At 23.6% G+C, this 24,180-nt stretch carries 25 protein-coding genes, 2 tRNA genes, 2 rRNA genes and 1 other RNA gene; 21 read left to right on the top strand and 9 right to left on the bottom strand.

What is annotated here, in order from left to right; genetic code table 11:
* The first annotated feature begins 2 nt into the window (after nt 1-2).
* The 13 genes from rpsH to rplQ all read left to right on the top strand — a co-directional run bounded on the left by rpsH (nt 3) and on the right by rplQ (nt 6,932).
* Complete coding sequence (rpsH, locus tag RJD23_RS01765) at nt 3-383, top strand: 30S ribosomal protein S8 (RefSeq protein ID WP_343188157.1); 381 nt, start codon at nt 3-5, stop codon at nt 381-383.
* A 45-nt stretch (nt 384-428) separates the two neighbouring features.
* Nucleotides 429-962: a 50S ribosomal protein L6 gene (gene rplF, locus RJD23_RS01760; RefSeq protein WP_343188156.1), complete on the top strand. Its 534-nt coding sequence runs from the start codon at nt 429-431 to the stop codon at nt 960-962.
* A gap of 1 nt (nt 963) precedes the next feature.
* Entirely contained in the window at nt 964-1,323 is a 360-nt protein-coding gene (gene rplR / locus RJD23_RS01755) for a 50S ribosomal protein L18 (protein ID WP_343188155.1), read from the top strand.
* A gap of 9 nt (nt 1,324-1,332) precedes the next feature.
* A complete protein-coding gene (gene rpsE / locus RJD23_RS01750; RefSeq protein ID WP_343188154.1) occupies nt 1,333-1,842 on the top strand; it encodes a 30S ribosomal protein S5 in 510 nt (169 codons plus the stop codon).
* 3 nt (nt 1,843-1,845) lie between these two features.
* The gene (rpmD, locus tag RJD23_RS01745) at nt 1,846-2,028 is read left to right on the top strand and encodes a 50S ribosomal protein L30 (RefSeq protein ID WP_343188153.1); all 183 of its coding nucleotides are present in this window, start codon (nt 1,846-1,848) and stop codon (nt 2,026-2,028) included.
* Nucleotides 2,029-2,036: 8 nt separating this feature from the next.
* On the top strand, nt 2,037-2,477 hold the full coding sequence (rplO, locus tag RJD23_RS01740) for a 50S ribosomal protein L15 (protein ID WP_343188152.1): 441 nt from the start codon (nt 2,037-2,039) through the stop codon (nt 2,475-2,477).
* Between the two features lie 11 nt (nt 2,478-2,488).
* On the top strand, nt 2,489-3,826 hold the full coding sequence (gene secY, locus RJD23_RS01735; RefSeq protein ID WP_343188151.1) for a preprotein translocase subunit SecY: 1,338 nt from the start codon (nt 2,489-2,491) through the stop codon (nt 3,824-3,826).
* 39 nt (nt 3,827-3,865) lie between these two features.
* Nucleotides 3,866-3,982 (top strand): 50S ribosomal protein L36, encoded by a 117-nt coding sequence (gene rpmJ / locus RJD23_RS01730; protein WP_343188150.1) that lies wholly within the window; start codon nt 3,866-3,868, stop codon nt 3,980-3,982.
* A 62-nt stretch (nt 3,983-4,044) separates the two neighbouring features.
* The gene (gene rpsM, locus RJD23_RS01725) at nt 4,045-4,401 is read left to right on the top strand and encodes a 30S ribosomal protein S13 (protein ID WP_343188149.1); all 357 of its coding nucleotides are present in this window, start codon (nt 4,045-4,047) and stop codon (nt 4,399-4,401) included.
* Nucleotides 4,402-4,424: 23 nt separating this feature from the next.
* Nucleotides 4,425-4,814 carry a 30S ribosomal protein S11 gene (gene rpsK, locus RJD23_RS01720; RefSeq protein WP_343188148.1) on the top strand — a complete coding sequence of 130 codons (390 nt, stop codon included), beginning with the start codon at nt 4,425-4,427 and terminating at the stop codon, nt 4,812-4,814.
* Nucleotides 4,815-4,849: 35 nt separating this feature from the next.
* On the top strand, nt 4,850-5,470 hold the full coding sequence (gene rpsD / locus RJD23_RS01715; protein WP_343188147.1) for a 30S ribosomal protein S4: 621 nt from the start codon (nt 4,850-4,852) through the stop codon (nt 5,468-5,470).
* 32 nt (nt 5,471-5,502) lie between these two features.
* The gene (locus RJD23_RS01710) at nt 5,503-6,492 is read left to right on the top strand and encodes a DNA-directed RNA polymerase subunit alpha (RefSeq protein WP_343188146.1); all 990 of its coding nucleotides are present in this window, start codon (nt 5,503-5,505) and stop codon (nt 6,490-6,492) included.
* A gap of 47 nt (nt 6,493-6,539) precedes the next feature.
* The gene (rplQ, locus tag RJD23_RS01705; RefSeq protein ID WP_343188145.1) at nt 6,540-6,932 is read left to right on the top strand and encodes a 50S ribosomal protein L17; all 393 of its coding nucleotides are present in this window, start codon (nt 6,540-6,542) and stop codon (nt 6,930-6,932) included.
* A gap of 67 nt (nt 6,933-6,999) precedes the next feature.
* Here the strand turns inward: rplQ and fmt are convergent, their stop codons facing one another.
* Both fmt and def read right to left on the bottom strand, forming a co-directional pair.
* On the bottom strand, nt 7,000-7,953 hold the full coding sequence (gene fmt / locus RJD23_RS01700) for a methionyl-tRNA formyltransferase (RefSeq protein WP_343188144.1): 954 nt from the start codon (nt 7,951-7,953) through the stop codon (nt 7,000-7,002).
* Nucleotides 7,937-8,452 (bottom strand): peptide deformylase, encoded by a 516-nt coding sequence (gene def, locus RJD23_RS01695; RefSeq protein ID WP_343188143.1) that lies wholly within the window; start codon nt 8,450-8,452, stop codon nt 7,937-7,939. Before def ends, fmt begins: the two co-directional genes overlap by 17 nt.
* A 167-nt stretch (nt 8,453-8,619) precedes the next feature.
* Here def and RJD23_RS01690 point away from each other — a divergent pair, with 167 nt between their 5' ends.
* The 6 genes from RJD23_RS01690 to cysS all read left to right on the top strand — a co-directional run bounded on the left by RJD23_RS01690 (nt 8,620) and on the right by cysS (nt 15,088).
* The gene (locus tag RJD23_RS01690; protein ID WP_343188142.1) at nt 8,620-9,180 is read left to right on the top strand and encodes a Sua5/YciO/YrdC/YwlC family protein; all 561 of its coding nucleotides are present in this window, start codon (nt 8,620-8,622) and stop codon (nt 9,178-9,180) included.
* Nucleotides 9,173-10,006: a shikimate dehydrogenase gene (gene aroE, locus RJD23_RS01685; RefSeq protein WP_343188141.1), complete on the top strand. Its 834-nt coding sequence runs from the start codon at nt 9,173-9,175 to the stop codon at nt 10,004-10,006. Before RJD23_RS01690 ends, aroE begins: the two co-directional genes overlap by 8 nt.
* A gap of 122 nt (nt 10,007-10,128) precedes the next feature.
* Nucleotides 10,129-10,201, top strand: a tRNA-Glu gene (locus tag RJD23_RS01680).
* A 171-nt stretch (nt 10,202-10,372) separates the two neighbouring features.
* Nucleotides 10,373-13,282: ribosomal RNA gene (locus RJD23_RS01675) — 23S ribosomal RNA — on the top strand.
* A gap of 89 nt (nt 13,283-13,371) precedes the next feature.
* A 5S ribosomal RNA gene (rrf, locus tag RJD23_RS01670) occupies nt 13,372-13,486 on the top strand.
* A gap of 180 nt (nt 13,487-13,666) precedes the next feature.
* The gene (cysS, locus tag RJD23_RS01665) at nt 13,667-15,088 is read left to right on the top strand and encodes a cysteine--tRNA ligase (protein ID WP_343188140.1); all 1,422 of its coding nucleotides are present in this window, start codon (nt 13,667-13,669) and stop codon (nt 15,086-15,088) included.
* A 7-nt stretch (nt 15,089-15,095) separates the two neighbouring features.
* On the opposite strand, the gene folD is transcribed toward cysS, so the two are convergent.
* Nucleotides 15,096-15,953 (bottom strand): bifunctional methylenetetrahydrofolate dehydrogenase/methenyltetrahydrofolate cyclohydrolase FolD, encoded by an 858-nt coding sequence (gene folD / locus RJD23_RS01660; protein ID WP_343188400.1) that lies wholly within the window; start codon nt 15,951-15,953, stop codon nt 15,096-15,098.
* Nucleotides 15,954-16,052: 99 nt separating this feature from the next.
* Between folD and RJD23_RS01655 the strand changes: the two genes are divergently transcribed.
* Nucleotides 16,053-16,126, top strand: a tRNA-Arg gene (locus tag RJD23_RS01655).
* Nucleotides 16,127-16,132: 6 nt separating this feature from the next.
* On the opposite strand, the gene RJD23_RS01650 is transcribed toward RJD23_RS01655, so the two are convergent.
* The 4 genes from RJD23_RS01650 to dnaX form a co-directional block, all read right to left on the bottom strand.
* Nucleotides 16,133-16,756 carry an adenylate kinase family protein gene (locus RJD23_RS01650; protein ID WP_343188139.1) on the bottom strand — a complete coding sequence of 208 codons (624 nt, stop codon included), beginning with the start codon at nt 16,754-16,756 and terminating at the stop codon, nt 16,133-16,135.
* A 25-nt stretch (nt 16,757-16,781) separates the two neighbouring features.
* Nucleotides 16,782-18,659 (bottom strand): molecular chaperone HtpG, encoded by a 1,878-nt coding sequence (gene htpG, locus RJD23_RS01645; protein WP_343188138.1) that lies wholly within the window; start codon nt 18,657-18,659, stop codon nt 16,782-16,784.
* A 96-nt stretch (nt 18,660-18,755) separates the two neighbouring features.
* Nucleotides 18,756-19,091 carry a YbaB/EbfC family nucleoid-associated protein gene (locus RJD23_RS01640; RefSeq protein ID WP_343188137.1) on the bottom strand — a complete coding sequence of 112 codons (336 nt, stop codon included), beginning with the start codon at nt 19,089-19,091 and terminating at the stop codon, nt 18,756-18,758.
* A gap of 44 nt (nt 19,092-19,135) precedes the next feature.
* Nucleotides 19,136-20,218 (bottom strand): DNA polymerase III subunit gamma/tau, encoded by a 1,083-nt coding sequence (gene dnaX, locus RJD23_RS01635; RefSeq protein ID WP_343188136.1) that lies wholly within the window; start codon nt 20,216-20,218, stop codon nt 19,136-19,138.
* A 115-nt stretch (nt 20,219-20,333) separates the two neighbouring features.
* On the opposite strand from dnaX, the gene ffs reads away from it, so the two are divergent.
* An RNA gene (gene ffs, locus RJD23_RS01630) (signal recognition particle sRNA small type) lies at nt 20,334-20,431 on the top strand.
* A 20-nt stretch (nt 20,432-20,451) separates the two neighbouring features.
* On the opposite strand, the gene RJD23_RS01625 is transcribed toward ffs, so the two are convergent.
* Both RJD23_RS01625 and RJD23_RS01620 read right to left on the bottom strand, forming a co-directional pair.
* The gene (locus tag RJD23_RS01625) at nt 20,452-22,206 is read right to left on the bottom strand and encodes an ABC transporter transmembrane domain-containing protein (protein ID WP_343188135.1); all 1,755 of its coding nucleotides are present in this window, start codon (nt 22,204-22,206) and stop codon (nt 20,452-20,454) included.
* 31 nt (nt 22,207-22,237) lie between these two features.
* Entirely contained in the window at nt 22,238-23,968 is a 1,731-nt protein-coding gene (locus tag RJD23_RS01620; protein WP_343188134.1) for an ABC transporter transmembrane domain-containing protein, read from the bottom strand.
* Between the last annotated feature and the right edge of the window lie 212 nt (nt 23,969-24,180).

Raw genomic sequence — 24,180 nt, 5'->3', positions numbered from 1 at the left:
ACATGAGTATGCAAGATTCTATTAGTGATATGTTAACTAGAATAAGAAATGGTCAATTATCCAATAAAATATATTTATTTGTAAAGTTTTCTAAATTTAAAGTTTCTATTCTAGAAGTTTTAAAAAAAGAAGGATATATAGAAAAATATGAAATTTTAAATGAAATAAAAATATTTTTAAAATATTTTAATGGTAAACCAGTAATAGAGAATATAAAAAAAATTAGTAAGCCTAGTTTAAGAGTATATAGAAATAAAAATAATTTACCTAAAGTAATTTCCGGTTTAGGTATTTCTATTATATCAACTTCTAAAGGAGTTTTAACTGATTTAGAAGCCAAAAAATTAGGAGTAGGAGGAGAAATTATTTGTATTGTTTATTAATTTTTTATATTTTTTTAAAAAAACAGAATTTATGGAGAAAATTATATGTCTAGAATAGCTAAAAAACCTATTTTAGTTCCTAAAGATGTTAAAATTTTTTTTAAAAAAAAAAATATTTATATAGAAGGATTATATGGTAAATTAAAATTTGTTTTAAATAATTTTGTTAATGTTGAATATAATAAAAATGTATTAACTTTTTATGGTAATAAAAAGTATTATAATTCTTGGATGTACGCTGGTACTGCCAGATCTTTAATTTTTTCTATGATATATGGTGTAAAAAATAAATTTTTTAAAACTCTTGTATTATCTGGTGTTGGTTATAGAGTTATTTTAAAAAACAATGTTGTAAATTTATTTTTAGGATATTCTCATGTAATAAAATATACTTTACCTATTGGAGTAGAAGCTAATTGTGATTCTAATACTAAAATAACATTGAGCGGAGTAAATAAGCAACTTGTGTTTCAGTCTGCAGCAGTTTTGCGTTCATATAAAAAACCTGAACCATATAAAGGAAAAGGAATTCATTATGAAAATGAGATAATACGCAGGAAAGAGGCTAAAAAGAAATAATATGATTTTTTTTAAAAAAAAAATATCTAGAATAAGAAGATTTTTGAAAACTAGAAAAATGTTCAAGAAAATAAAAAGTATTAGATTAGTTGTACATAGAAGTTCTCGTCATATATATGCTCAAATAATTTCAGAAAATAATTTAGTTTTAGCATCTGCATCTACTTTAGAAAAAAAAGTTAAAGAAGAAAATATTTATACTGGAAATAAAGAGTTTGCTAAATTAATAGGTAAAAAAATAGCTTTGCGTTCTTTGAAAAAAGGTATTAAAAAAGTTTCATTCGATAGATCTGGTTTTAAATATCACGGAAGAATTAAAGAATTAGCAGATTCTGCTAGAAAATTTGGTTTAAAATTTTAGGTAATATTTATGAAAAACATAGATAACAAAAAAAACAATGAATTGCAAGAAAAATTAATTTCTGTAAATAGAGTTTCTAAGACTGTTAAAGGAGGAAGAGTGTTTTCTTTTACTGCTTTAACTGTGGTTGGAGATAAAAAAGGAAAAGTTGGGTTTGGATATGGAAAATCTAGAGAAGTTCCATCTGCTATACAGAAAGCTATGGAAAAAGCTAGAAAAAATATGATAACTTTTCTTTTAAATAAAAATACTTTACAATATTCTGTAAAAGAAACATATACTAGTTCTACTATATTTATGAAACCAGCTTCTGATGGAACTGGAATAATAGCAGGTGGGGCTATGAGAGCAGTTTTTGAAGTTTCCGGAATATTTAATGTATTAGCTAAAACTTATGGTTCTACTAATCCAATAAATGTGGTTAGAGCCACAATAAATGGATTAAAAAATATGCAATCTATATATACTGTAGCTAAAAAAAGAAATAAAAGTATTTATCAAATAATTGGAAAAAAATAAATTATGAATAATGAATATATAAAAATTGTTCAAATAAAAAGTTCTATAGGAATATTGCCTAAACATAAAAGTACTTTGTTATCTTTAGGATTAAAAAAAATTGGTAGTAAAAAAAAATTAAATAATACTAATTCTATTAGAGGAATGATAAAAAAAATATCTTATATGTTAAAAATAGAGGAATAATAATTATTATGTTATTAAAAGTTATATTAAAATCGAACAGATTTTTTAAAAAAAAAAAAAGAGTTGGTAGAGGTATAGGTTCTGGCTTAGGTAAAACAAGTGGCAGAGGGCATAAAGGTCAAAAATCTAGAAAGGGATGTTCTATAAAAATAGGTTTTGAAGGAGGTCAAACTCCCTTATATAAACGTTCTCCTAAATTTGGATTTATCTCTAGAAAAAAAATTTTAACTAAAGAATTAAAATTTTGTAAAATAATTAATTTAATTAAATGTCATACATTTATAAATTTAAATTTGTTAAAATCTAATTCTATTGTTAATAAAAATATAAAACATATAAAAATAATAGGTTTTGGTGAAATAAATAAATCTATAATATTTGAAGGAATAAATTTAACTAAAAAATTATCTTATATTGTTGAAAAAGCTGGCGGTAAAATTAATAGGTAAAATATTATATTATGATAAAAAATTTAAATTCAAAAATTGATGAATATTCTGATAAAAATTTTTGTAGAAATGAAAATGAGCTAAAAAACAGAATTTTATTTGTTATATTTGCAATAATAATTTTTAGAATTGGATCATTAATACCTATTCCTGGAATTGATATTAGTGTTTTATCTAAAATATTAAGTAAAAATCATGGTAATTTTTTAGATATGTTAAATATGTTTTCAGGAGGAGCTATATATAAAGCATCTATATTTTCATTAGGAATAATGCCATATATATCTTCTTCTATAGTTATTCAACTTCTTACTTTTATAACTCCTTTTTTCTCTGATATGAAAAAAGATGGAGAGAATGGAAAAAAGCAAATTAATAAATACACTAAATATTTAACTTTATTACTGGCTATTATACAATCTATTGGGATATCTGTTAGTTTGCCTAATATACCTATATTTGATAATTTAGTTATAAATAATAGTTTTAAATTTTATGTATTGTGTTCTTTAAGTTTAATGACTGGAACTATGTTTTTAATGTGGATGGGTGACTTAATAACTAAATATGGTATAGGTAATGGTGTTTCTATAATAATATTTTTAGGAATAATTTCTACTGTTCCATTAAATTTTTTGAATTTTTTAGAAAAAGTTAGATTAATTAATTTTAATTGGCTTGTATTTATTTTTTTATTTTTATTTATATTTTTTATATTTTTTTTTATTGCGTTTATAGAGAGAAGTTATTATAAAATACCTATACAATATGCTAATAGAACTCATATAAGAAAGATTTACATATCTGGTAATAGTTATTTGCCATTAAAAGTTAATATAGTTGGTGTAATACCAGCAATATTTGCTTCTAGTATAATTTTATTATTTTCTACTGTGATTTCTTGGATTTCTAATTTATATAAAAACAATTTTTTATTAAATTTGTCTGTTTATTTAAAGCCTAATAATTTTTTTTATATATTAATTTATTCATTTTTTATAATATTTTTTTGTTTTTTTTATACTAAATTAATTTTTAATCCTATAGATACTTCTGAAAATTTAAAGAAGTCTTCAGCTTTTATAAAAGGTATAAGGCCGGGTAATAACACTTCTATTTATATAAATAGAGTTGTTTCTAAACTAACTTTTATAGGCTCCTTATATATTACTTTTATATGTACTATTCCTGATTTTATTAGATATTTATTAAATTATTCTTTTTATTTTAGTGGAACATCTTTATTAATAGTAGTAGTTGTTGTTATAGATTGTATTAATCAAATACAAAATATTATTGTTTCTAAATCTTATGTAACAAAATTAAATAAAAAAAATAAATATATTTAAATAATATTTTTATTTTTTATAAAAAATGTTGAGAAAAAAATGAAAGTTAGAACTTCTATAAAAAAAATGTGTAAATTTTGTAAAATAATAAAAAGAAAAAATGTTTCTTTAGTTACATGTAAAAATGATCCTAAACATAAGCAAAGGCAAGGTTAATTATATAAACTTAATAAATAATTTTTTTATGCAAATTTTATTTAAAATATTTAGGAAATAATATGGTTCGTATTCAAGGTGTTAATATAGATGATAATAAGCATGTTAATATAGCTTTAAGTATGATATATGGTATTGGAATTTCTAGAGCTAATTATATTTGTAAAAATTTAAATATAGAATATTCTAATAAAATAGGTTCTTTAAATGATAAAGAATTAGATTTATTAAGAGAGAATGTTGCTAAATTTATTGTAGAAGGAGATCTTAGAAGAACCAAAAAAATGTGTATTAAAAGATTAATGGATTTAGGATGTTATAGAGGATTAAGACATAGAAAAGGTCTTCCTGTAAGAGGTCAAAGAACTAAAACTAATGCTAGAACTAGAAAAGGGCCTAGAAAACTGTTTAAAAAATAATTTTGGAGTTAAATATAATAAAAATGAAGAAATCTTTAATAAAAAAAAAAAATGTTAAAAAAAAATATATAACAGATGGAATAGTACATATTCATGCATCTTTTAATAATACTATAGTTACAATAACTGATAAAAAGGGTAATACTTTAGGTTGGGCAACTTCTGGGGGGTCTGGTTTTAGAGGTTCTAGAAAATCTACTCCTTTTGCAGCGCAAGTTGCTGCTGAAAAATGCGCTGAAGTGGTAAAATCTTATAATATAAAAAATTTAGAAGTTATGGTGAAAGGGCCAGGCCCTGGTAGAGAGTCTGCTATTAGAGCTTTAAATTCTATTGGTTTTAAAATAACTAACATTACTGATGTAACTCCTATACCTCATAATGGTTGTAGACCACCTAAAAAAAGAAGAGTATAAATATTAATTATTTTAAGGATTTATAATAAAATTATATGGCAAAATATTTAGGACCAAAATTAAAATTAAGTAGAAGAGAGGGATCTGATTTATTTTTGAAGTCAGGATTAAGATCTATAGATACAAAATGCAAAATGTCTAGTTTACCGGGCCAGCATGGTGTGAAAAAGTCTAGAATATCAGATTATGGAACTCAATTTAGGGAAAAACAAAAAGTTAAAAGATTATATGGAATATTAGAAAAACAATTTAGAAATTATTATAAAAAAGCATCTAAATTAAAAGGTAATACTGGAGAAAATTTATTAAGATTATTAGAAAGAAGATTAGACAATGTTGTTTATAGAATGGGATTTGGCAGCACTAGGTCAGAATCTAGACAATTAGTAAATCATAAATCTATTTTAGTTAATAAAAAAATAGTTAATATTCCATCTTATCAAGTTTCTATTAATGATTTAATTAGTGTAAGAAAAAGTTCTATTAATCAGTCTAGAATAAAAGCTTCTATAGAAATTTCTAAACAATATGAAAAACTTATATGGATGGATGTAGATATAGAAAATATGAGTGGTGTATTTAAACAATATCCTGAAAGAAGTGATTTGTCTTCTGACATTAATGAACATTTAATAGTAGAACTTTATTCAAAATGATAGTTTATTAAATTTGATAATATGGAGGTTCTATGTATCATAGTTTTATTTCTAAACTATTAAAACCTAAATTAGTTGATATAAAACATATAAATACTAATAAATCTAAAGTTACTTTAGAACCCTTAGAAAGGGGATTTGGGCATACATTAGGAAATGCTTTAAGAAGAATATTATTATCTTCTATTCCTGGATGTGCTATAACGGAAGTGCAAATAGACGGTATATTACATGAGTATAGTTTTAAAGAAGGAGTAAAAGAAGATATTATAAACATATTATTAAATTTAAAAGAATTACCTGTTAAAATACATAGTAAAGATTCTGCTGTAGTTACATTAGAAAAATTTGGATTAGGAGAAATTACTTCATCTGATATTTCTCATGATGGAGATATTGAAATAATAAATCCAAATCATTTAATTTGTAATTTAACTTCCAAAAAATCTTCTATAAAAATGAAGATGAAAATAGAAAAAGGAATAGGATATTCTTCTGCTTCTTCTAGAATTAATAATGACAGTAATCCTACTATAGGGAAATTATTATTAGATACTTGGTATAGCCCTATAAATAATATTTCTTATAATGTAGAATCTTCTAGAGTTAAACATAGAACAGATTTAGACAAATTAATAATATTTCTTGAAACTAATGGTACTATTAATCCTGAAGAAGCTATAAGATATGCTGCTACAATTTTATCTGATCAGTTAGAATCTTTCATATATTTAAAAGATTTAAGTAAACCTGTAATAAAAGAAAAAAAACCTAAATTTGATCCAGTCTTATTAAGACCTGTAGATGATTTAGAATTAACTGTTAGATCAGCTAATTGTTTAAAAACAGAATCTATTCATTATATAGGTGATTTAGTTCAAAAAACTGAAATTGAATTATTGAAAACTCCTAATTTAGGTAAAAAATCACTTACAGAAATTAAAGATATATTAGCTTCTAGAAATTTATTTTTAGGTACATGTTTAAAAAATTGGCCGCCAAAAGATTTGTTAGAAGAATAATTTATTTTTTTTAAAAAAAAAATTATATTTAAATATGAGAATATTTTATGCGACATAAAAAATCTGGTAAAAAATTTAATAGATCTAGAAGTCATTTTAAAGCAATGATAAGAAATATGATTTGTTCTCTTTTTGAGCATGAAAGAATAAAAACTACTTTTTCTAAAGCGAAAGAATTAAGAAGATTTTCAGAAAAATTAATAACTTTATCTAAGAAAGATTCTGTTCATAATAGAAGAATAGTTTTTTCTAAAATTCAAAATAATATTTTAGTAAAAAAGTTGTTTATTGATATAGGACCATTTTTTTTAAATAAGCCTGGGGGATATATTAGAATTTTAAAATGTGGATTTAGACATGGAGATAATGCTATGATGTCATATATAGAGTTAATAGACAGAAAAAAAAATAATATTTTAAAAAACAATCAGAAAAAATAATTTTTATATTTAAAATACTATAAATAATAGTTATTATATATAACTATTATTTACAGAATTTTTTTTATCATTTTATAACTTCACCTACATTAAAAAAGTTTTTATATCCATTGTATATTTCTATAGAATTTATTATTTTTTTTCCAGGAAATTGTATTTTTTTTATTATTAAACATCCATTTTTTGCTCCTATATAAACACCATTTTTTGAAACTTTTAATATTTCTCCAAATAAATATTTTTTAAATTTTAATGATATACTTGATTTAAATACTTTAATTCTTTTTTTTTTAAAATAAAAATAATTACCTGGTATAGGATAAAATGCTCTAATAGATCTTTCTAAAAAATTTACTGATTTTTTCCATATTAATCTTGTTTCTAATTTATCAATTTTTTTTGCATAAGTATTTTTTATTTCTTGTTTTTGTTTTTTTATTTTATTTTTTTTAAAAATATTTATTAATGATAAAAACATAGATTTTATACCAATTTTTTCTAATTTTTTTGATAAACTAAAAAAGGTATCTTTTTTACTTATCTTACAATCTATTTTGTTTATTATATCTCCTGAATCAAATTTATTATTTATTAAAATTGTACTAATTCCAGTTTTTTTATCTCCATTTAATATTGCTCTTTGTATAGGAGCAGCTCCCTTCCATTTTGGTAATAATGATGGATGTATATTTATAGCTTTTAATGGAAACATGTTTATTATTTTTTTAGGTATTTTTTTTCCATATGCCACTACTATCATTATATCTGGTAAATATTTTTTTATTATTTTTATTATTTTTTTATTTTCTATATTTTTAGGTGAAATAGTAGGAATAGAATTTTTTATAGATGTTTTTTCTACTGGTGATGAATATATATTTTTTTTATAAAATTTGTTTTGTTTAGTAATAACTAGAGAAATTTTGTGTCTAGATTTTATTAATGCTTTTAAATGTTTTTGTGCAAATTTTGTCGTTCCCGCAAATAATATTTTTAAAGATTTATTAATTTTTCTTTTCATTTTTTCGTTTATAAATTTTTTTTAACTTATTTTTTATAATATTTTTTTTTAAATCAGAAAGATAATCAATAAATAGTATTCCTATTAAATGATCTATTTCATGTTGTATGCATCTTGATAACAAAGATTTAGCAGATATTTTAATTTTTTTTCCATAATAATTTAAAGCTTTTATTTTTATATATTTATATCTTGTTACTATTGCTTGTTGATTTGGAAAAGATAAACAACCTTCAAGTTTTCTTATTTTTTTTTTTTTTTTAATTATTTCAGGGTTTATTATTGTAATTTTTTTGTTATAATTTTCTGTATCTATTATTGTAATTATTTGAAGAGGTATATTTACTTGTATAGCTGCTAATCCTATTCCATTTTTTAATATCATTATTTTAAACATTTGATTGATTATATTTTGAATGTTTTTATTTACTTTTAAAACAGGTTTAGATATATATCTTAATTTTTTATTTGGATATTTTAATATTTTTGATATTTTCATTATGTAATATATTTTATATATTATTAATTTTAATTATTATATTTTCATGTTAAAATTTTTATTTGTGTTATTGTCTTATAATTTGTAAAATAAATCAACTAAAAACTTTTATATTTGTTACATTGTAATATTTAATTAATTTTTTATTAAAATATTTTGTTTATACTATGCATGTAAAAAATTTATATAAATGTATTGAACATTTGTGTAATGAAAGAGTAATTATATATCCTACTGATTCTGTATTTGGTTTAGGTTGTGATCCTGAGAGTAAAAAGGCTGTAATGTCTATTTTAAAAATTAAAAAAAGAAATATTAATAAAGGATTAATTTTAATATCTTCAGAATATGATCAAATAAAAAAATATATTTCTAAAAAAAATATACCGGAATCAAATATAAATAAATTTTATAAATTATGGCCTGGTCCTTTTACTCTTTTACATCCTGCTAATAAAAATGTTCCTATTTGGATAAGAGGAAATTCAAAATTTGTAGCTTTAAGAATAACTTCAAATAAATATATAAAAAAGATATGTAAAAATTTTGGAAAAGCTATAGTTTCTACTAGTGCTAATTTAAGTGGATTTAATCCTTGTAAAAATAAAAAGGATATAAAATTACAATTTGGAAATAAAATTTATATAATGAATGGATATGTTGATCATAGTAAAAAACCTTCTAGTATAATTAACATTATAAACGGAGAATATATAAGAAATGGATAATAGAAAAAAATATTATTATGCTTTATTTGGAAATCCTGTCAATCATTCTTTATCTCCAATTATACATAAAATTTTTTCTAAACAAATTAATTTAAATTATAACTATAAAACAATTTTAACTCCCAAGAATTGCTTAAAGAAATTTTTAGATAATTTTTTTAAAAAATCTGACAATTTAGGAGCTAATATTACTTTACCTTTTAAAACAGAAGTTTTAAAATATGTAGACAATATAACTAAAAAAGCTAAAATTTCCGGAGCTATAAATACTCTGAAAAAAATTAATGAAAAACATATATTGGGTGATAATACTGATGGGGTAGGAATTATTTATGATTTAAGAAGATTAAATTTTTTAAAAAAAAAGTGCAAGATACTTTTAATAGGTGCTGGTGGAGCCGCACAGGGAATTATACCTTATTTATTATTAAATAAAAATATAGTATTTATATACAATAGAACTTTTTTGAAAGCATTAAATTTGGAAAAAAAATTCTGTAATATAGGAAATATAATTTGTTTAAAAAAAGAATGTTTAAAAAATAACAATTTTGATTTAGTTATAAATGCTACGTCTAGTGGTGTTTTTGGGGGTGTTCCTAATATACCAAAATCTATAATTTCTGAGAATGTTTTTTGCTATGATTTATATTTTGATTTGTTAAAAGAAACTCCATTTATAAAATGGTGTAAAAAAAATGGAGCGATTAATGTTAAAGATGGAATAGGAATGTTAGTTGGTCAAGCTGCTTATTCATGTTATTTATGGAACAAAAAATTTCCAGATGTAAAAAAAACTATAAAGATTTTACAAAAAAATATATAAATTTATTTTTTTTTAAAATTTTATAATAAATAACTTGACTCTTTTTTTTCATTCTGTACTATTAATATTGTATTATAATTTTTAATTTTAGAAAATTAATATTTTTTATATTTAATATTTTAGTCCCCTTCGTCTAGTGGTCTAGGACACTGCCCTTTCACGGCAGCAACAGGGGTTCAAATCCCCTAGGGGACAAATGTAAAATAATTTTCTATATTGCTTTTTTTTAATTATTTTTTTATATTATTGTTAATTTAATTTTATTTAGTTAAATTAATAATAATGCTCTTTAAAAAATCAGAATTTAACAAAACTTTTTAATTTGTATTATTTATTAAAAATAAATAAGACATTTATGGGTTGTAAGGTTAAGCATTAAAGCGTATATGGTGGATGCCTTGGCAGTCAGAGGCGATGAAGGACGTGCTAATCTGCGAAAAGTATCGGTAAGTTGATAAGAAACGTTTTAACCGATAATATCCGAATGGGGAAACCCGATGAATAAAATCATCATTTTTAATTGAATATATAGATTAAAAAAGCAAACCAGGAGAACTGAAACATCTTAGTATCCTGAGGAAAAGAAATCAATTGAGATTCCCTTAGTAGTGGCGAGCGAAATGGGAAAAGCCTAGAGTTATAAATATTAATTTTAGTTAGTAGAACAATTTGGAAAAATTGGTGATAATTGGTGATAACCCAGTATACGAAAATTGAAATTATATATACTCAAAAAGTAAAACGAGACACGTGAAATCTTGTTTGAATATGGGGGGACCATCCTCCAAGGCTAAATACTCCTGACTGACCGATAGTGAACCAGTACCGTGAGGGAAAGGCGAAAAGAACCCCGGCGAGGGGAGTGAAACAGAACCTGAAACCGTGTACGTACAAGCAGTGGGAGCCCGTATTTATAGGGGTGACTGCGTACCTTTTGTATAATGGGTCAGCGACTTATATTCTGTAGCAAGGTTAACTGAATAAGGGAGCCGCAGGGAAACCGAGTATTAACTGTGCGTTAAGTTGCAGGGTATAGACCCGAAACCCGGTGATCTAGCCACGGGCAGGTTGAAGGTTAGTTAACACTAACTGGAGGACCGAACCGACTAATGTTGAAAAATTAGCGGATGACCTGTGGCTGGGGGTGAAAGGCCAATCAAACCGGGAGATAGCTGGTTCTCCCCGAAAGCTATTTAGGTAGCGCCTCACGTATTACCATTGGGGGTAGAGCACTGTTTCGGCCAGGGGGCCATCCCGGCTTACCAACCCGATGCAAACTCCGAATACCGATGAGTAGAGCGTGGGAGACACACGGCGGGTGCTAACGTTCGTCGTGAAGAGGGAAACAACCCAGACCGCCAGCTAAGGTCCCGAAGTCATAGTTAAGTGGGAAACGAGGTGGGAAGGCTCAGACAGCTAGGAGGTTGGCTTAGAAGCAGCCATCCTTTAAAGAAAGCGTAATAGCTCACTAGTCGAGTCGGCCTGCGCGGAAGATGTAACGGGGCTAAACTATGCACCGAAGCTGCGGCAATATACGCAAGTATATTGGGTAGGGGAGCGTTCTGTAAGCCGTTGAAGGGGGTTTGAGAGAGCCGCTGGAGGTATCAGAAGTGCGAATGCTGACATAAGTAACGATAAAGCGGGTGAAAAGCCCGCTCGCCGGAAGACCAAGGGTTCCTGTCCAACGTTAATCGGGGCAGGGTGAGTCGACCCCTAAGGCGAGGCCGAAAGGCGTAGTCGATGGGTAACGGGTTAATATTCCCGTACTGTGTATAACTGCGATGGGGGGACGGAGAAGGCCAGGTTTACCGTCTGTCGGAATAGGCGGGTTAAGTATGTAGGTGTGTGGTTAGGTAAATCCGGCCACTGATACACCGAGGTACGATGACGAGGTACTAAGGTACTGAAGTAACTGATGCCCAGCTTCCAGGAAAAGCCTCTAAGCTTCAGGTTATATGCAATCGTACCCCAAACCGACACAGGTGGTCAGGTAGAGAATACTCAGGCGCTTGAGAGAATCCGGGTGAAGGAACTAGGCAAAATGGTGCCGTAACTTCGGGAGAAGGCACGCTGATGATAGTTGAAGTCCCTTGCGGACGGAGGTGAAATCAGTCGAAGATACCAGCTGGCTGCAACTGTTTAATAAAAACACAGCACTGTGCAAACACGAAAGTGGACGTATACGGTGTGACGCCTGCCCGGTGCTGGAAGGTTAATTGATGGGGTTAGCCGCAAGGTGAAGCTCCTGAACGAAGCCCCAGTAAACGGCGGCCGTAACTATAACGGTCCTAAGGTAGCGAAATTCCTTGTCGGGTAAGTTCCGACCTGCACGAATGGCGTAATGATGGCCAGGCTGTCTCCACCCGGAACTCAGTGAAATTGAAATTGCCGTGAAGATGCGGTGTACCCGTGGCAAGACGGAAAGACCCCGTGAACCTTTACTACAGCTTGACAGTGAACATTGAACCTTGATGTGCAGGATAGGTGGGAGGCGATGAGATGCGGGCGCCAGCCTGCGTGGAGCCGTTCTTGAAATACCACCCTTTAATGTTTGATGCTCTAACGCAGATCCGTAAGCCGGGTCGCGGACACTGTCTGGTGGGTAGTTTGACTGGGGCGGTCTCCTCCTAAAGAGTAACGGAGGAGCACGAAGGTTAGCTAATCATGGTCGGACATCATGAGGTTAGTGCAATGGCATAAGCTGGCTTGACTGCGAGAGCGACGGTTCGAGCAGGTACGAAAGTAGGTCATAGTGATCCGGTGGTTCTGAATGGAAGGGCCATCGCTCAACGGATAAAAGGTACTCCGGGGATAACAGGCTGATACCGCCCAAGAGTTCATATCGACGGCGGTGTTTGGCACCTCGATGTCGGCTCATCACATCCTGGGGCTGAAGTAGGTCCCAAGGGTACGGCTGTTCGCCGTTTAAAGTGGTACGCGAGCTGGGTTTAGAACGTCGTGAGACAGTTCGGTCCCTATCTGCCATGGGCGCAGGAAAATTGACGGGGATTGCTTCCAGTACGAGAGGACCGAAGTGAACGCACCGCTGGTGTTCGGGTTGTGATGCCAATTGCATTGCCCGGTAGCTAAATACGGAAAAGATAAGTGCTGAAAGCATCTAAACACGAAACTTACCCTAAGATTAGTCTTCCCTAAATTAATAATTTTATTAATTTACTTAAAGGTTGTTGTAGACTACAACGTTGATAGGCTAGGTGTGTAAGCATGGTGACATGTTAAGCTAACTAGTACTAATTACCTGAGAGGCTTAACCTTACAACACCAAAAATGTTTTATTAGTTTTGTTTTATTCTGTTAAATAAAAATATTATGCATAATTTTTTTTAAACTATATTTTATAAAATCCTGGCAATATAGTGTTATGGTACCACCTGAATCCATATCGAACTCAGAAGTGAAACATTTCAACGCCAATGGTAGTGCAAGGCATCCTTGTGTGAGAGTAGGAAATTGCCAGGATTTTAGTTTTTATATTATTTGTTTTATTTTTATAAATTTTTATTATATAAATATATAAGTTTAAAAAGTTGTTAAAATATATATATTATAATAAATTTTTTAATTTATTTTTAGTATGGATATACTAATATATATTTTTTTTATTATAAAAAATTTTAAATTAATTTTATACAATATTATATGCTTAAAATTTTTAATGCTTTAAAAAATATTAAAGAAACTTTTAAGACATTTTTTTTAAATAAAGTTTATATTTATGTATGTGGAATAACAGTTTATGACATATGTCATATAGGACATGGAAGAACTTTTGTTGTTTTTGATATGATAATTAGATACTTAAAACACATTGGTTATAAAGTAAAATATGTCAGAAATATAACAGATGTAGATGATAAAATTATTAATAGATTAATAGAAAATAAAGCAAATATTAAAATATTTATTAAAAGAATGATTAAAGATATGCATTCTGATTTTAATAATTTAAATATTATTCCTCCTAATGTAGAGCCTAGAGTCACAGAAAATATAAAAATAATAATAAAGTTTATAGAAAAATTATTATTATCAAATCATGCTTATATATCTAGTAATGGAGATGTAATGTTTTCTATATCTAGTTTTAAAAAGTATGGACAACTTTCTAATCAAGTAATAAAGAATTTAAAGAGTTATAAAATAAAAAAAAATAAAAATAAAAAATTAGATTTTGTTTTGTGGAAAATACAAGATTTAAAAAAGTTTAAAAGCAGCGCGTATAATTACAATTTTTTATGGAAATCACCTTGGGGCATAGGAAGACCAGGATGGCATATTGAATGTTCTGCATTAAGCTATAAATATTGTGGAAATTTATTTGATATACATGGAGGTGGTTATGATTTATTATTTCCTCATCATGAAAATGAAAGATCTCAATCTTCTTGTTTTTTAAATAATGATAAATATGTTAATTATTGGATGCATTCTGGTTTATTAATTTTAAACAATAAAAAAATGTCTAAATCTATTGGAAATAATTATAGTTTAAAACAAGCTATTTTAGATTATGATCCAGAAACTATAAGATATTTTTTTTTATCATCTCATTATAGGAAGCCTTTAATTTATAAAAATGATAGTTTTAAAATTGCTAGATTATCTATGGAAAGATTATATTATGCAATACTTAATACTAAAGAATATAATTATGATAATAAAGAATCTAAATATTTTGAAAAAAAGTTTAAAAAGTCTATGGATGACGATTTTAATACACCTAAAGCTATATCTATATTATTTGACATTTCTAAAAAAATAAATATAGAAAAAAAAAATAATGTAATAAATGCAAATATTTTAGCAACAAAATTGAAATTTTTAGGAAAAATTTTAGGATTATTTTTTTTATCTTCTGACATTTTTTTTAGAGAATATAATTTTAAAGTTTATAAAAAAAGAATTTCTATATATAAAATTAACATTTTAATAAAAATAAGAAATTTTTGTAGAAAAAAAAGGAATTGGATTAAATCTGATTTAATAAGAAATAAAATTAGTTCTTTTGGCATTATTTTAGAAGATAGTTATAATAATACTTTTTGGAAAATAAATAATTGAAATTTTATTAAATTTTATAATTTTTATTATATATCAACATGGTATTTTCTAATAATGATGTTACGGTCATTGGACCAACCCCTCCAGGTACTGGGGTTATATAAGATATTTTTTTATACACTGATTTAAAATTTACGTCTCCAATGATTTTTCCATTTTTCATTCTATTTATTCCTACATCGAATATTATTGATTTTTTTTTCACCCAAGATTTTTTTATAAAATTTGGTTTTCCTATAGCTACAATTAATAAGTCTGCATTTTTAGTGTGTTTTTTTAAATTTTTTGTAAATTTGTGTGTTATGGTAGTAGTACAACCATACATTAATAGTTCCATACTCATAGGTTTTCCTACTATGTTAGAGTCTCCTATTATTACTGCATTCAATCCACATGTATTAATTTTATATTTTTTTAATAAAGTTATTATTCCTTTTGGCGTACAAGCTCTAATGTTAGGATTTTTTTGACATAGTTTTCCTATATTATATGGATGAAATCCATCTATATCTTTTTTATAAGATATAGCACATAATATATTATTTGTATTAATATGTTTTGGTAGAGGTAATTGTACTAATATTCCATCTATTTCTAAATCTTTATTTAACTTATTTATTAAATTTAATATTTTTTCTTCTTTTGTATTTTCTTGTAATTTCCAGCATTTTAATACAAATCCTACTTTTTTGCATGCTATTTGTTTCTCTCTTATGTATATTTTTGAAGAAGAATCATTTCCTACTAATATTACAGCTATTCCAGGAGGTCTATTACCAAATTTTATTTTTTTTTTTACTTCTAGACAAATTTTTTCTTGTAATTTTTTTGATATTTTTTTTCCATCTATTATTTTTTTTAACATCTTTTTCTCTAAAAGTTTAAAATGTGTTAATAATATATTTATTAAAAAGTTCTTGCAAATTTTATAAAAAAAATGCATTCTTATATTTTATAAATTAATGCACTCTTAGCTCAGTTGGATAGAGCAACGGCCTTCTAAGCCGTGGGTCACAAGTTCGAATCTTGTAGAGTGCAAATTTTTTATTTTATTATTTTTAATATTTTTTCCATTGTTTTATTTTCATCAAAATTTCCATTTATTTTGTAATATTTTTTTTTAAACTTTTTCATAAAATATTTTCTTATTTTTTTTATTTCTATTTTATATTTTAATAATCTACTTTTTGCTATATTAATTTTATCATCTTTCCTTTTTTTTAAATTCTCTCCAGTAATATTATCTTTATTTTTTATTATAGGTGGTGAAAATATTTTATGATATGTTCTTCCTGATTTTTCATGTATTAATCTTCCAGATATTCTTTTTAACAATATATTATCATCGACTAAAAATTCTATTATATAATCTATTTTAATATTTTTTAAATATACATTTTTTGCTTGCTCTAAAGTTCTCGGAAATCCATCTAATAAATATCCATTAGAACAATCTTTTTGTAAAATTCTTTTTTTTATTAATTTTACAACTATTTTATCTTCTATAAGTTCTCCATTATCTATTTTTTTTTTAATGTTATCATTTTTTTTTAAATTTTTTCTGAATATTTCACCTACAGAAATTTTTTTTATATTATATTTATTAGAAATAAATTTTGATTGAGTTCCTTTTCCGCTTCCAGGCGCTCCTAAAAGAATTATTTTCATAATGTATTTTTATACGTAACTTTTTTTATAAAGAATTTTTTTTAGAAGTTTGTTTAATTAACAATGAATTTACTCTTTTTATAAATTTATTAGGTTCTTGTAATGATCCTTTTTCATTTAAAAGAGCTTGATCAAATAACATTTTTATCCATGTTTTAATATCTTTTTTATTTTTAATTTTAGATATTTTTTTTATTAATTTATGATCAGGATTTATTTCAAAAATATATTTTATTTTTGGCACTTTTTGTCCAGCTGCAGAAAATAATTTAGCCATTTGAGTGCTCATTTCATTAGAATCTGTTGTTAATGCTGCTGGAGTTTCTGAAAATCTGTATGTAATTCTAACTTTTTTTATTTTATTAAATAATATTTTTTCTATTTTTTTTATTAAATCTTTTAATTTTGTATTTGATTCTTTATTTTTTTTATCTTTAGAATTTATTATTTTATTTAAAGATTCATCAAATTTATTTACTGATTGAAATTGAATTCCTTTAAATTCTGTTAAATAATTCATCATCCATTCATCTATTCTTTCATGTAATATTAATACATCTATATCTTTTTTTTTAAACATTTCTAAATGAGGGCTATTTTTTGCTGTTTTATAATTATCTGCAGTTATAAAATAAATTTTTTTTTGATCAGATTTAATGTTTTTTATATATTTTTTTAATGATATGTATGTATTTTTATTTTTTGTCTTTAAAGAAGAAAATAATAATAATTTAGCAATATTTTCTTTATTTTCTATGTCTTCAGCAATTCCTTCTTTTATTATAGCTCCAAATTCTTTCCAAAAAATTTCATATTTATATGTATTAATATTTTTTAATACATTTAATATTTTTTTAGTAATAGTTTTTTTTATAATATTTATATTTTTGTTTTCTTGTAATATTTCTCTTGAGATATTTAATGGAAGGTCTTTAGAATCAACAATTCCTTTCACAAATCTTAAATAATTAGGTAAAAATTGTTCTACATTATCCATTATATATACTTTATTTATATATAGTTTAAGACCTTTGTTTTGTTCTCTGTTCCAAATATCCCATGGTGCTTTTGATGGTATATATAATAAACTTATATATTCTTGATTTCCTTCTACTTTACTGTGAATCCAAGTTATAGGATTATTAGTGTCGTTTGTTATATATTTATAAAAGCTTATATATTCATATTTATCAATATTTTTTTTGTCAATTGTCCAAATGGATTTTGCTGAATTAATTTGTTTCCAAACATTTTTTTTATTTTTTTCATTATATCTTTTAATTTTTATTGGAATATTAATATGATCAGAATATTTTTTTATTATTCTTTCTATATTATAATAATTTGTAAAATATTTCTCTGAATTTTTTAAAAATAGTATTATTTCAGTTCCAGTATTTTTTTTTTTTATTTTTTCTACAGTATATTCTCCATTTCCCTTAGATTTCCAAATTATTCCTGTATTTTTATCTTTATTTTTTACAGATTTAGTTTTTACATAAACTTTTTTAGATACTATAAAAGAAGAATAAAAACCAACTCCAAATTTTCCTATTAAATTGTTATTTTTATTATTTTTTATAGATTTTATAAATGATTTTGTTCCTGATTTAGCTATAGTTCCTAGATTTTTAATTATTTCATTTTTATCCATTCCTATTCCATTATCCTTAATTTTTATTTTATTTTCTTTTTCATCTAGATTTATTTTTATTTCATAATTTTTTTTTAAATCATTAGAATTATTTTGAGAAACATTTATAAATCTATCTTTTTCTATTGCATCTGATGCATTTGATATTAATTCTCTTATAAATATTTCTTTATTAGAATATAAAGAATGTATCATTAAATTTAATAATTCTTTTGATTCAGACTTAAATGAATATTTTTCTTTTTTCATTTTATTTTTTTTTCCAATATTTTTATTTTAAAAAAAAATATTAACATAATTTTCAATTTTTATTTAATAAAAATTTTTTATACAAAACAAAATTTATTAAAATTGAAAAGGAAAATTAAATCCACTAGGAATTTGAGTATTATTAGAAATGTTAGACATTTTTTTCTTTTGTGCTTCAGATATTCTTCTAGAAGCATCATTAAAAGCGGCTGTAGCTAAATCTTCTAATATTTCTTTATTATCTTTTAGTAAAGTAGAATCTATTTCTACTTTTCTACAATTATGAATTCCATTTATTGTTACTTTCACCAAACCAGCTCCTGCTTCTCCTGTGACTTCTATTTTAGCCATTTCTTCTTGCATTTTAGACATTTTTTCTTGCATTTGTTGAGCTTGTTTCATTAAATTACTTATTTTTTCATTTGTAAACATATTTTTTCCTTTTTTATATATTATTTTAAATTAATCAAATTATTTTAGTTTAAAATTTTTAAAAGCATCATTTCTATACATACTTGAGGATTTTTATATATATATATTTCTTTTTTACATTCTATTAAAATATTATAATATTTTTGTATTTTTGAAAATTCAACATTTTTTATTATTTTAATAATTTTTTTTTTTTCTTTTTGCATATATGTTTTTCTTTCTATTGAAAATCCAAATTTTTTTAAAATTGCGAAATGATGGAATAATTTTATTATGCTATCTAAAATTTCCTCCCATTGAAAATATATAATATTTAATTTTTTTAATAAATCAAATGTTTTATTTGACTTTTTATTAATTAAATATTTAGATAATAATAATATTTTTTTTTCTTCTATTATTCCTAGTATATTTATTACATTTTTTTTTTTAATTATGTTTTTGTCAAACATTATAGATTGTTCTACTATATTTAATGCACTTCTTATATTTCCATTAGATTTCTCTGAAATTATTTTTATTGCTGATTTTTCAGCGATAATATTTTCTTGTAATAAAATTTTATTTATATGTTTATAAATTTGTTTTTCAGTTATTTGTTTTAGATAAAAACATATACATCTAGATATAATTGTTTCTGGTATTTTGTTTATATTAGTTGTAGCTAAAATAAATTTTATATATTTAGGAGGTTCTTCAAGTATTTTTAATAAAGCATTAAAACTATGTTTAGATAACATATGTACTTCATCAATTATATATATCTTAAATCTACCTTTTATTGGAAGATATTTGGAATTTTCTAAAATTTCTTTTATTTCTTCTACTTTAGTTTTTGATGCAGCATCTATTTCTATTAAATCTACAAAACATCCTTTTGTTATTTCAATACAATTATCACATTTTAAACAAGAAAAATATTGTATTCCTTTTTTACAATTTAAACTTTTAGATAACAATCTAGAGATTGTTGTTTTTCCTATTCCGCTGTTTCCAGATAAAATCCAAGATTGATGTATTTTTTTAAATTTAAAACTATTATATATTGATTTTATTATATATTTTTGCCCTATAACATCTTTAAAACTTTTAGGTCTATATTTAGTAGCAAGTATTTTATAATTCATAATTTTATAATTATATATTATTTTTATAAAAATTGTAATATGATTTTTCTATAATAATTTTTATGAAATTTATGTTGTATATAATAAATTTATATTATATAATTTTTAAATCTTCTGTCAGTCCTTATGTTCTGAATTTTTAAATATTTGGTCAGGTTTGGAAAAAAGCAGCCAGTTTAAATAAAACAGGTACTTAAGTTAAAGCTGACAGAAGTGCTTTTTATATATTTATTTTAACATATTTTTATATTTTTTAGTTGCATCATATACATTTGCCAGTATTTTTTTTTTTTTTTCATTAATTTTTTATGATTACCTTGTTCTACTATTTTTCCTTTATCTAATACTATTATTTTGTCTGCATGTATTATAGTAGATAGTCTATGTGCAATAGTTATAATTGTAGTATATTTTTTTATGTTTAATAATATTTTTTGTATTTTTTTTTCTGTTTCTGAATCCATATTAGAAGTTGATTCGTCTAATATTAAAATTTTTGGTTTAGATACTAATATTCTCGCTATAGATATTAATTGTTTTTGTCCTTGAGATATATTTTTTCCTTTTTCATTTATTTTTGTGTAAATTCCTTTTTTGTTTTTATTTATTAAATCGTTTAAATGAACTTTTTTAATTATTTTAAAAATTAACTTTTTTGGAATTTTTCTGTTTAAAGATATGTTGTTAAATAATGTATCTGAAAATATAAAAGGATCTTGTTCTACTATAGATATGTTATTAGAAATAGTTTTTCTACTTATGTTTTGTATTTTTTTTTTATTTATGTAAATTTTTCCATCTAATATTTTATAATATCCTATTATTAAATTAGCTAAAGTACTTTTACCACTTCCTGTTTTTCCAACAAATGCAACAAATTGTTTATTTTTTATTTTAATATTTATATTTTTTAATATTTGTTTTTTAGTGTTAGAATAGGTAAAATTTAAATTTTTTATTTCTATTTCTCCTTTTGATATTTTAAAATACTTTTTTTTTTCAAATATATTTTTTGAATCTATTAACTTAAATATTCTTTCTCCTGATACAATAGATTGTTGTAATGTTGATTGTTGATTGATTATTGATAACATAGGTTCATTAAGTCTATTTAGATAATTTATAAATATATATAAAGTACTAATTTGAAACATTTCTTTTGGAAAAAAATTGAATAACAATATTAAGCTACACAATATAACATTAGTGCAAAAACTAAATAGTGGTCTTAATAAAAATCCATCTAATTTTAATATTTTCATTCTATAAAAATAATGTAATTTGCTTATTTTTTTAATTTTTTTTAAAAAAAAAATTTCTTTGTTAAATTGTTGTATTGTGTGCATTCCATTTATAGTTTCATTAAAAATATTGTTTATTTCTGCAATATAATATCTTACTTTTCTTATTATTGGTGTACTATATTTTTGATATATTATCATTATCATAAAAATTATTGGAAACATAATTATAGATATACATGCCATTTTCCATTCTAATAAAAACATAGTTGTAATTATTATACTGATTAAAATTATATTTCTAATTATTATTGGTACAACTCTTTCATATAATTCTTTTATAGTTTCTGTATCATTAGTTACTTTAGATACTATTTCTCCTATTGGTTTTTTATCAAACACTTCTATTGGTTGATTTAATGCGTATTTCATTACGTCTAATCTTATTTTTTTTATTATTTTAGTAGACATTTTACTAAATATTATTATTTCAAAAAAATTGCATAATGCTGATATTATTTGTAATATTATAAAACTAAATATTATTAATAAAAATGAATTATATTCTATTATATTTTTTTCTATTATATTTTTTATAAAAAAACTTATTAATATTGGACATAATACTTCACAAATAGAAGAAGAAAATAATAATATAAAAGCATATAATATTTTTTTTTTATAAACTATTCCATATTTTAATAATCTAATTAAAATTGGAGATATGTTTAAATTTATTCTGCGCATAAATTATTTTTCTTATCTTTTTTTTATTTAATTATTTTTTTAATTGTTGATGTTTAAACATGTTATAATACCATTTTTTAAATTTAATAATTTCTTTATGTTTTCCAATTTGATCTATTTTTCCATTTTTTAACACTACTATTTTGTTAGAAGAAATTAATGTAGATAGTTTGTGAGAAACTATTATAATTGTTTTATTTTTGTCTTTAATTTTTTTTAAATTTTTTAATATTTTATTTTCAGTATAACTATCTATTGCAGATAGCGCATCATCTAATATTATTATTGGTTTTTTAGATATTATAGCTCTAGCTATTGATATTCTTTGTCTTTGTCCTCCAGATAGCATTATTCCTTTTTCTCCTATTTTAGTTTTATATTTCAATGGAAAAGACAATATGTCTTTATGTATACATGCTAATTTAGATGCTGCTTTTATTTCTTCTATAGTAGATTTTTTTTTTCCAATAGATATATTATTTTCTATAGTATCTGAAAACAAAAAATTATTTTGATTAATTACAGATAAATTAGATCTCCAATATTTTTTTTTTATTTTTTTAATACATATATTGTTATAAAGTATTTTACCTTTTATTAAATTTATATTATTTTGAATAATATTTAATAAAGTAGTTTTTCCTGATCCTGTAGGACCGCATATTCCTATAATTTCTCCTGAATTTATTTTAAAAAAAATTTTTTTTAACACAATATTCTTGTGATTTTCATAGTTAAAATTGTAAATTTTTATATTTAAGTTCTTATAATTTTGTATATTTTTTATGTTTTTTTTTCTTTTTTCTTTTTTTTTTTTAATTATTTTTTGTATTCTTAATAATGAAACTTTGCCTCTTTCAGCTATGTTAAACATCCACGCTAATGCCAACATAGGCCACATCATTGATCCTAAATACATTACAAAACTAGTTAATTCTCCTAAAGTGATTTTGTTTTTTATTACTAATATTCCACCTAATATTATTGCTAATAGATTAGAAATTGAGATTGATACATGTATTATTGGATCAAACAAAGCATCTACTTTAGAAACTTCTATATTTCTTTTTCCTACATTTTTTATAATATTATTAAATTTTTTTAGTTTAATTTCTTCTAATCCATATGATCTTATCATTCTAACACTAGTCAAACATTCTTGTGTATTACTATTTAACAATGAAAAAGCATTTTGAAATTTTTTAAATTTTATATGTAATTTTTCTCCATATTTTTTTACTATATATGCCATAATAGGCATAGGTAATAGTGATATTATAGTTAAATAAAAATTTATTTGAAATATCATTACTATTAGTACTAATGATCCTATTACTATAGAATCTACTAATGTTAAAACTCCTTCTCCTGCTGCATATACAACTTTGTCTACATCATTAGTAGATCTTGATATTAAATCTCCTGTTTTATTTTTTAAATAAAATGTTGAATTTTGTTTACTTAAATGTTTATATATTTTATTTCTTAAACTTATTGCTAATTTATAAGATGCTCCAAATAACAATACTCTCCATAAATATCTTAATATATATGTTATAATAGATACTATAAGTATTAAAATTACTATAATTAATATTTTATTGTTAAAATTATTTTTTTTAATAATTATGTCAATTAATATTCCTATTAATTTTGGTGGTATTAATTGTAAAATTGATATTGTTATTAATAATATTATAGCTCCTAAATATTTTTTCCATTCTTTTAAGAAATACCATCTTAATTCATAAAATAGTTGCACAAATGATCCTATGTATTTATTTTGTTAATAAAATTTATTTTTATTTAATTTTTTTTAAACTATTTATTTGTAAAAAAATACTCTTGTTATAACATTTATGAAATTATTAAAAACAAAAGATATAACTATGATTATTAATATAAATCTTATTGTTTTTTTTTTAAAATTATTCATTTTATTTTTTATATATTCAAATTTATAGTTTTATATTT

The sequence above is a fragment of the Buchnera aphidicola (Ceratoglyphina bambusae) genome (genome assembly GCF_039363085.1).
In the GTDB taxonomy this organism is placed as follows: domain Bacteria; phylum Pseudomonadota; class Gammaproteobacteria; order Enterobacterales; family Enterobacteriaceae; genus Buchnera_G; species Buchnera_G aphidicola_E.
Note: the sequence above shows the minus strand (reverse complement) of the source record. Positions and strands in the feature narration are given on the sequence as shown.

Bases quoted from the DNA above. Each gene is read 5' to 3' on its own strand.
- rpsH (WP_343188157.1), top strand. From the start codon at position 3: ATGAGTATGCAAGATTCTATTAGTGATATGTTAACTAGAATAAGAAAT.
- rplF (WP_343188156.1), top strand. From the start codon at position 429: ATGTCTAGAATAGCTAAAAAACCTATTTTAGTTCCTAAAGATGTTAAA.
- rplR (WP_343188155.1), top strand. From the start codon at position 964: ATGATTTTTTTTAAAAAAAAAATATCTAGAATAAGAAGATTTTTGAAA.
- rpsE (WP_343188154.1), top strand. From the start codon at position 1,333: ATGAAAAACATAGATAACAAAAAAAACAATGAATTGCAAGAAAAATTA.
- rpmD (WP_343188153.1), top strand. From the start codon at position 1,846: ATGAATAATGAATATATAAAAATTGTTCAAATAAAAAGTTCTATAGGA.
- rplO (WP_343188152.1), top strand. From the start codon at position 2,037: ATGTTATTAAAAGTTATATTAAAATCGAACAGATTTTTTAAAAAAAAA.
- secY (WP_343188151.1), top strand. From the start codon at position 2,489: ATGATAAAAAATTTAAATTCAAAAATTGATGAATATTCTGATAAAAAT.
- rpmJ (WP_343188150.1), top strand. From the start codon at position 3,866: ATGAAAGTTAGAACTTCTATAAAAAAAATGTGTAAATTTTGTAAAATA.
- rpsM (WP_343188149.1), top strand. From the start codon at position 4,045: ATGGTTCGTATTCAAGGTGTTAATATAGATGATAATAAGCATGTTAAT.
- rpsK (WP_343188148.1), top strand. From the start codon at position 4,425: ATGAAGAAATCTTTAATAAAAAAAAAAAATGTTAAAAAAAAATATATA.
- rpsD (WP_343188147.1), top strand. From the start codon at position 4,850: ATGGCAAAATATTTAGGACCAAAATTAAAATTAAGTAGAAGAGAGGGA.
- RJD23_RS01710 (WP_343188146.1), top strand. From the start codon at position 5,503: ATGTATCATAGTTTTATTTCTAAACTATTAAAACCTAAATTAGTTGAT.
- rplQ (WP_343188145.1), top strand. From the start codon at position 6,540: ATGCGACATAAAAAATCTGGTAAAAAATTTAATAGATCTAGAAGTCAT.
- fmt (WP_343188144.1), bottom strand. From the start codon at position 7,953: ATGAAAAGAAAAATTAATAAATCTTTAAAAATATTATTTGCGGGAACG.
- def (WP_343188143.1), bottom strand. From the start codon at position 8,452: ATGAAAATATCAAAAATATTAAAATATCCAAATAAAAAATTAAGATAT.
- RJD23_RS01690 (WP_343188142.1), top strand. From the start codon at position 8,620: ATGCATGTAAAAAATTTATATAAATGTATTGAACATTTGTGTAATGAA.
- aroE (WP_343188141.1), top strand. From the start codon at position 9,173: ATGGATAATAGAAAAAAATATTATTATGCTTTATTTGGAAATCCTGTC.
- cysS (WP_343188140.1), top strand. From the start codon at position 13,667: ATGCTTAAAATTTTTAATGCTTTAAAAAATATTAAAGAAACTTTTAAG.
- folD (WP_343188400.1), bottom strand. From the start codon at position 15,953: ATGTTAAAAAAAATAATAGATGGAAAAAAAATATCAAAAAAATTACAA.
- RJD23_RS01650 (WP_343188139.1), bottom strand. From the start codon at position 16,756: ATGAAAATAATTCTTTTAGGAGCGCCTGGAAGCGGAAAAGGAACTCAA.
- htpG (WP_343188138.1), bottom strand. From the start codon at position 18,659: ATGAAAAAAGAAAAATATTCATTTAAGTCTGAATCAAAAGAATTATTA.
- RJD23_RS01640 (WP_343188137.1), bottom strand. From the start codon at position 19,091: ATGTTTACAAATGAAAAAATAAGTAATTTAATGAAACAAGCTCAACAA.
- dnaX (WP_343188136.1), bottom strand. From the start codon at position 20,218: ATGAATTATAAAATACTTGCTACTAAATATAGACCTAAAAGTTTTAAA.
- RJD23_RS01625 (WP_343188135.1), bottom strand. From the start codon at position 22,206: ATGCGCAGAATAAATTTAAACATATCTCCAATTTTAATTAGATTATTA.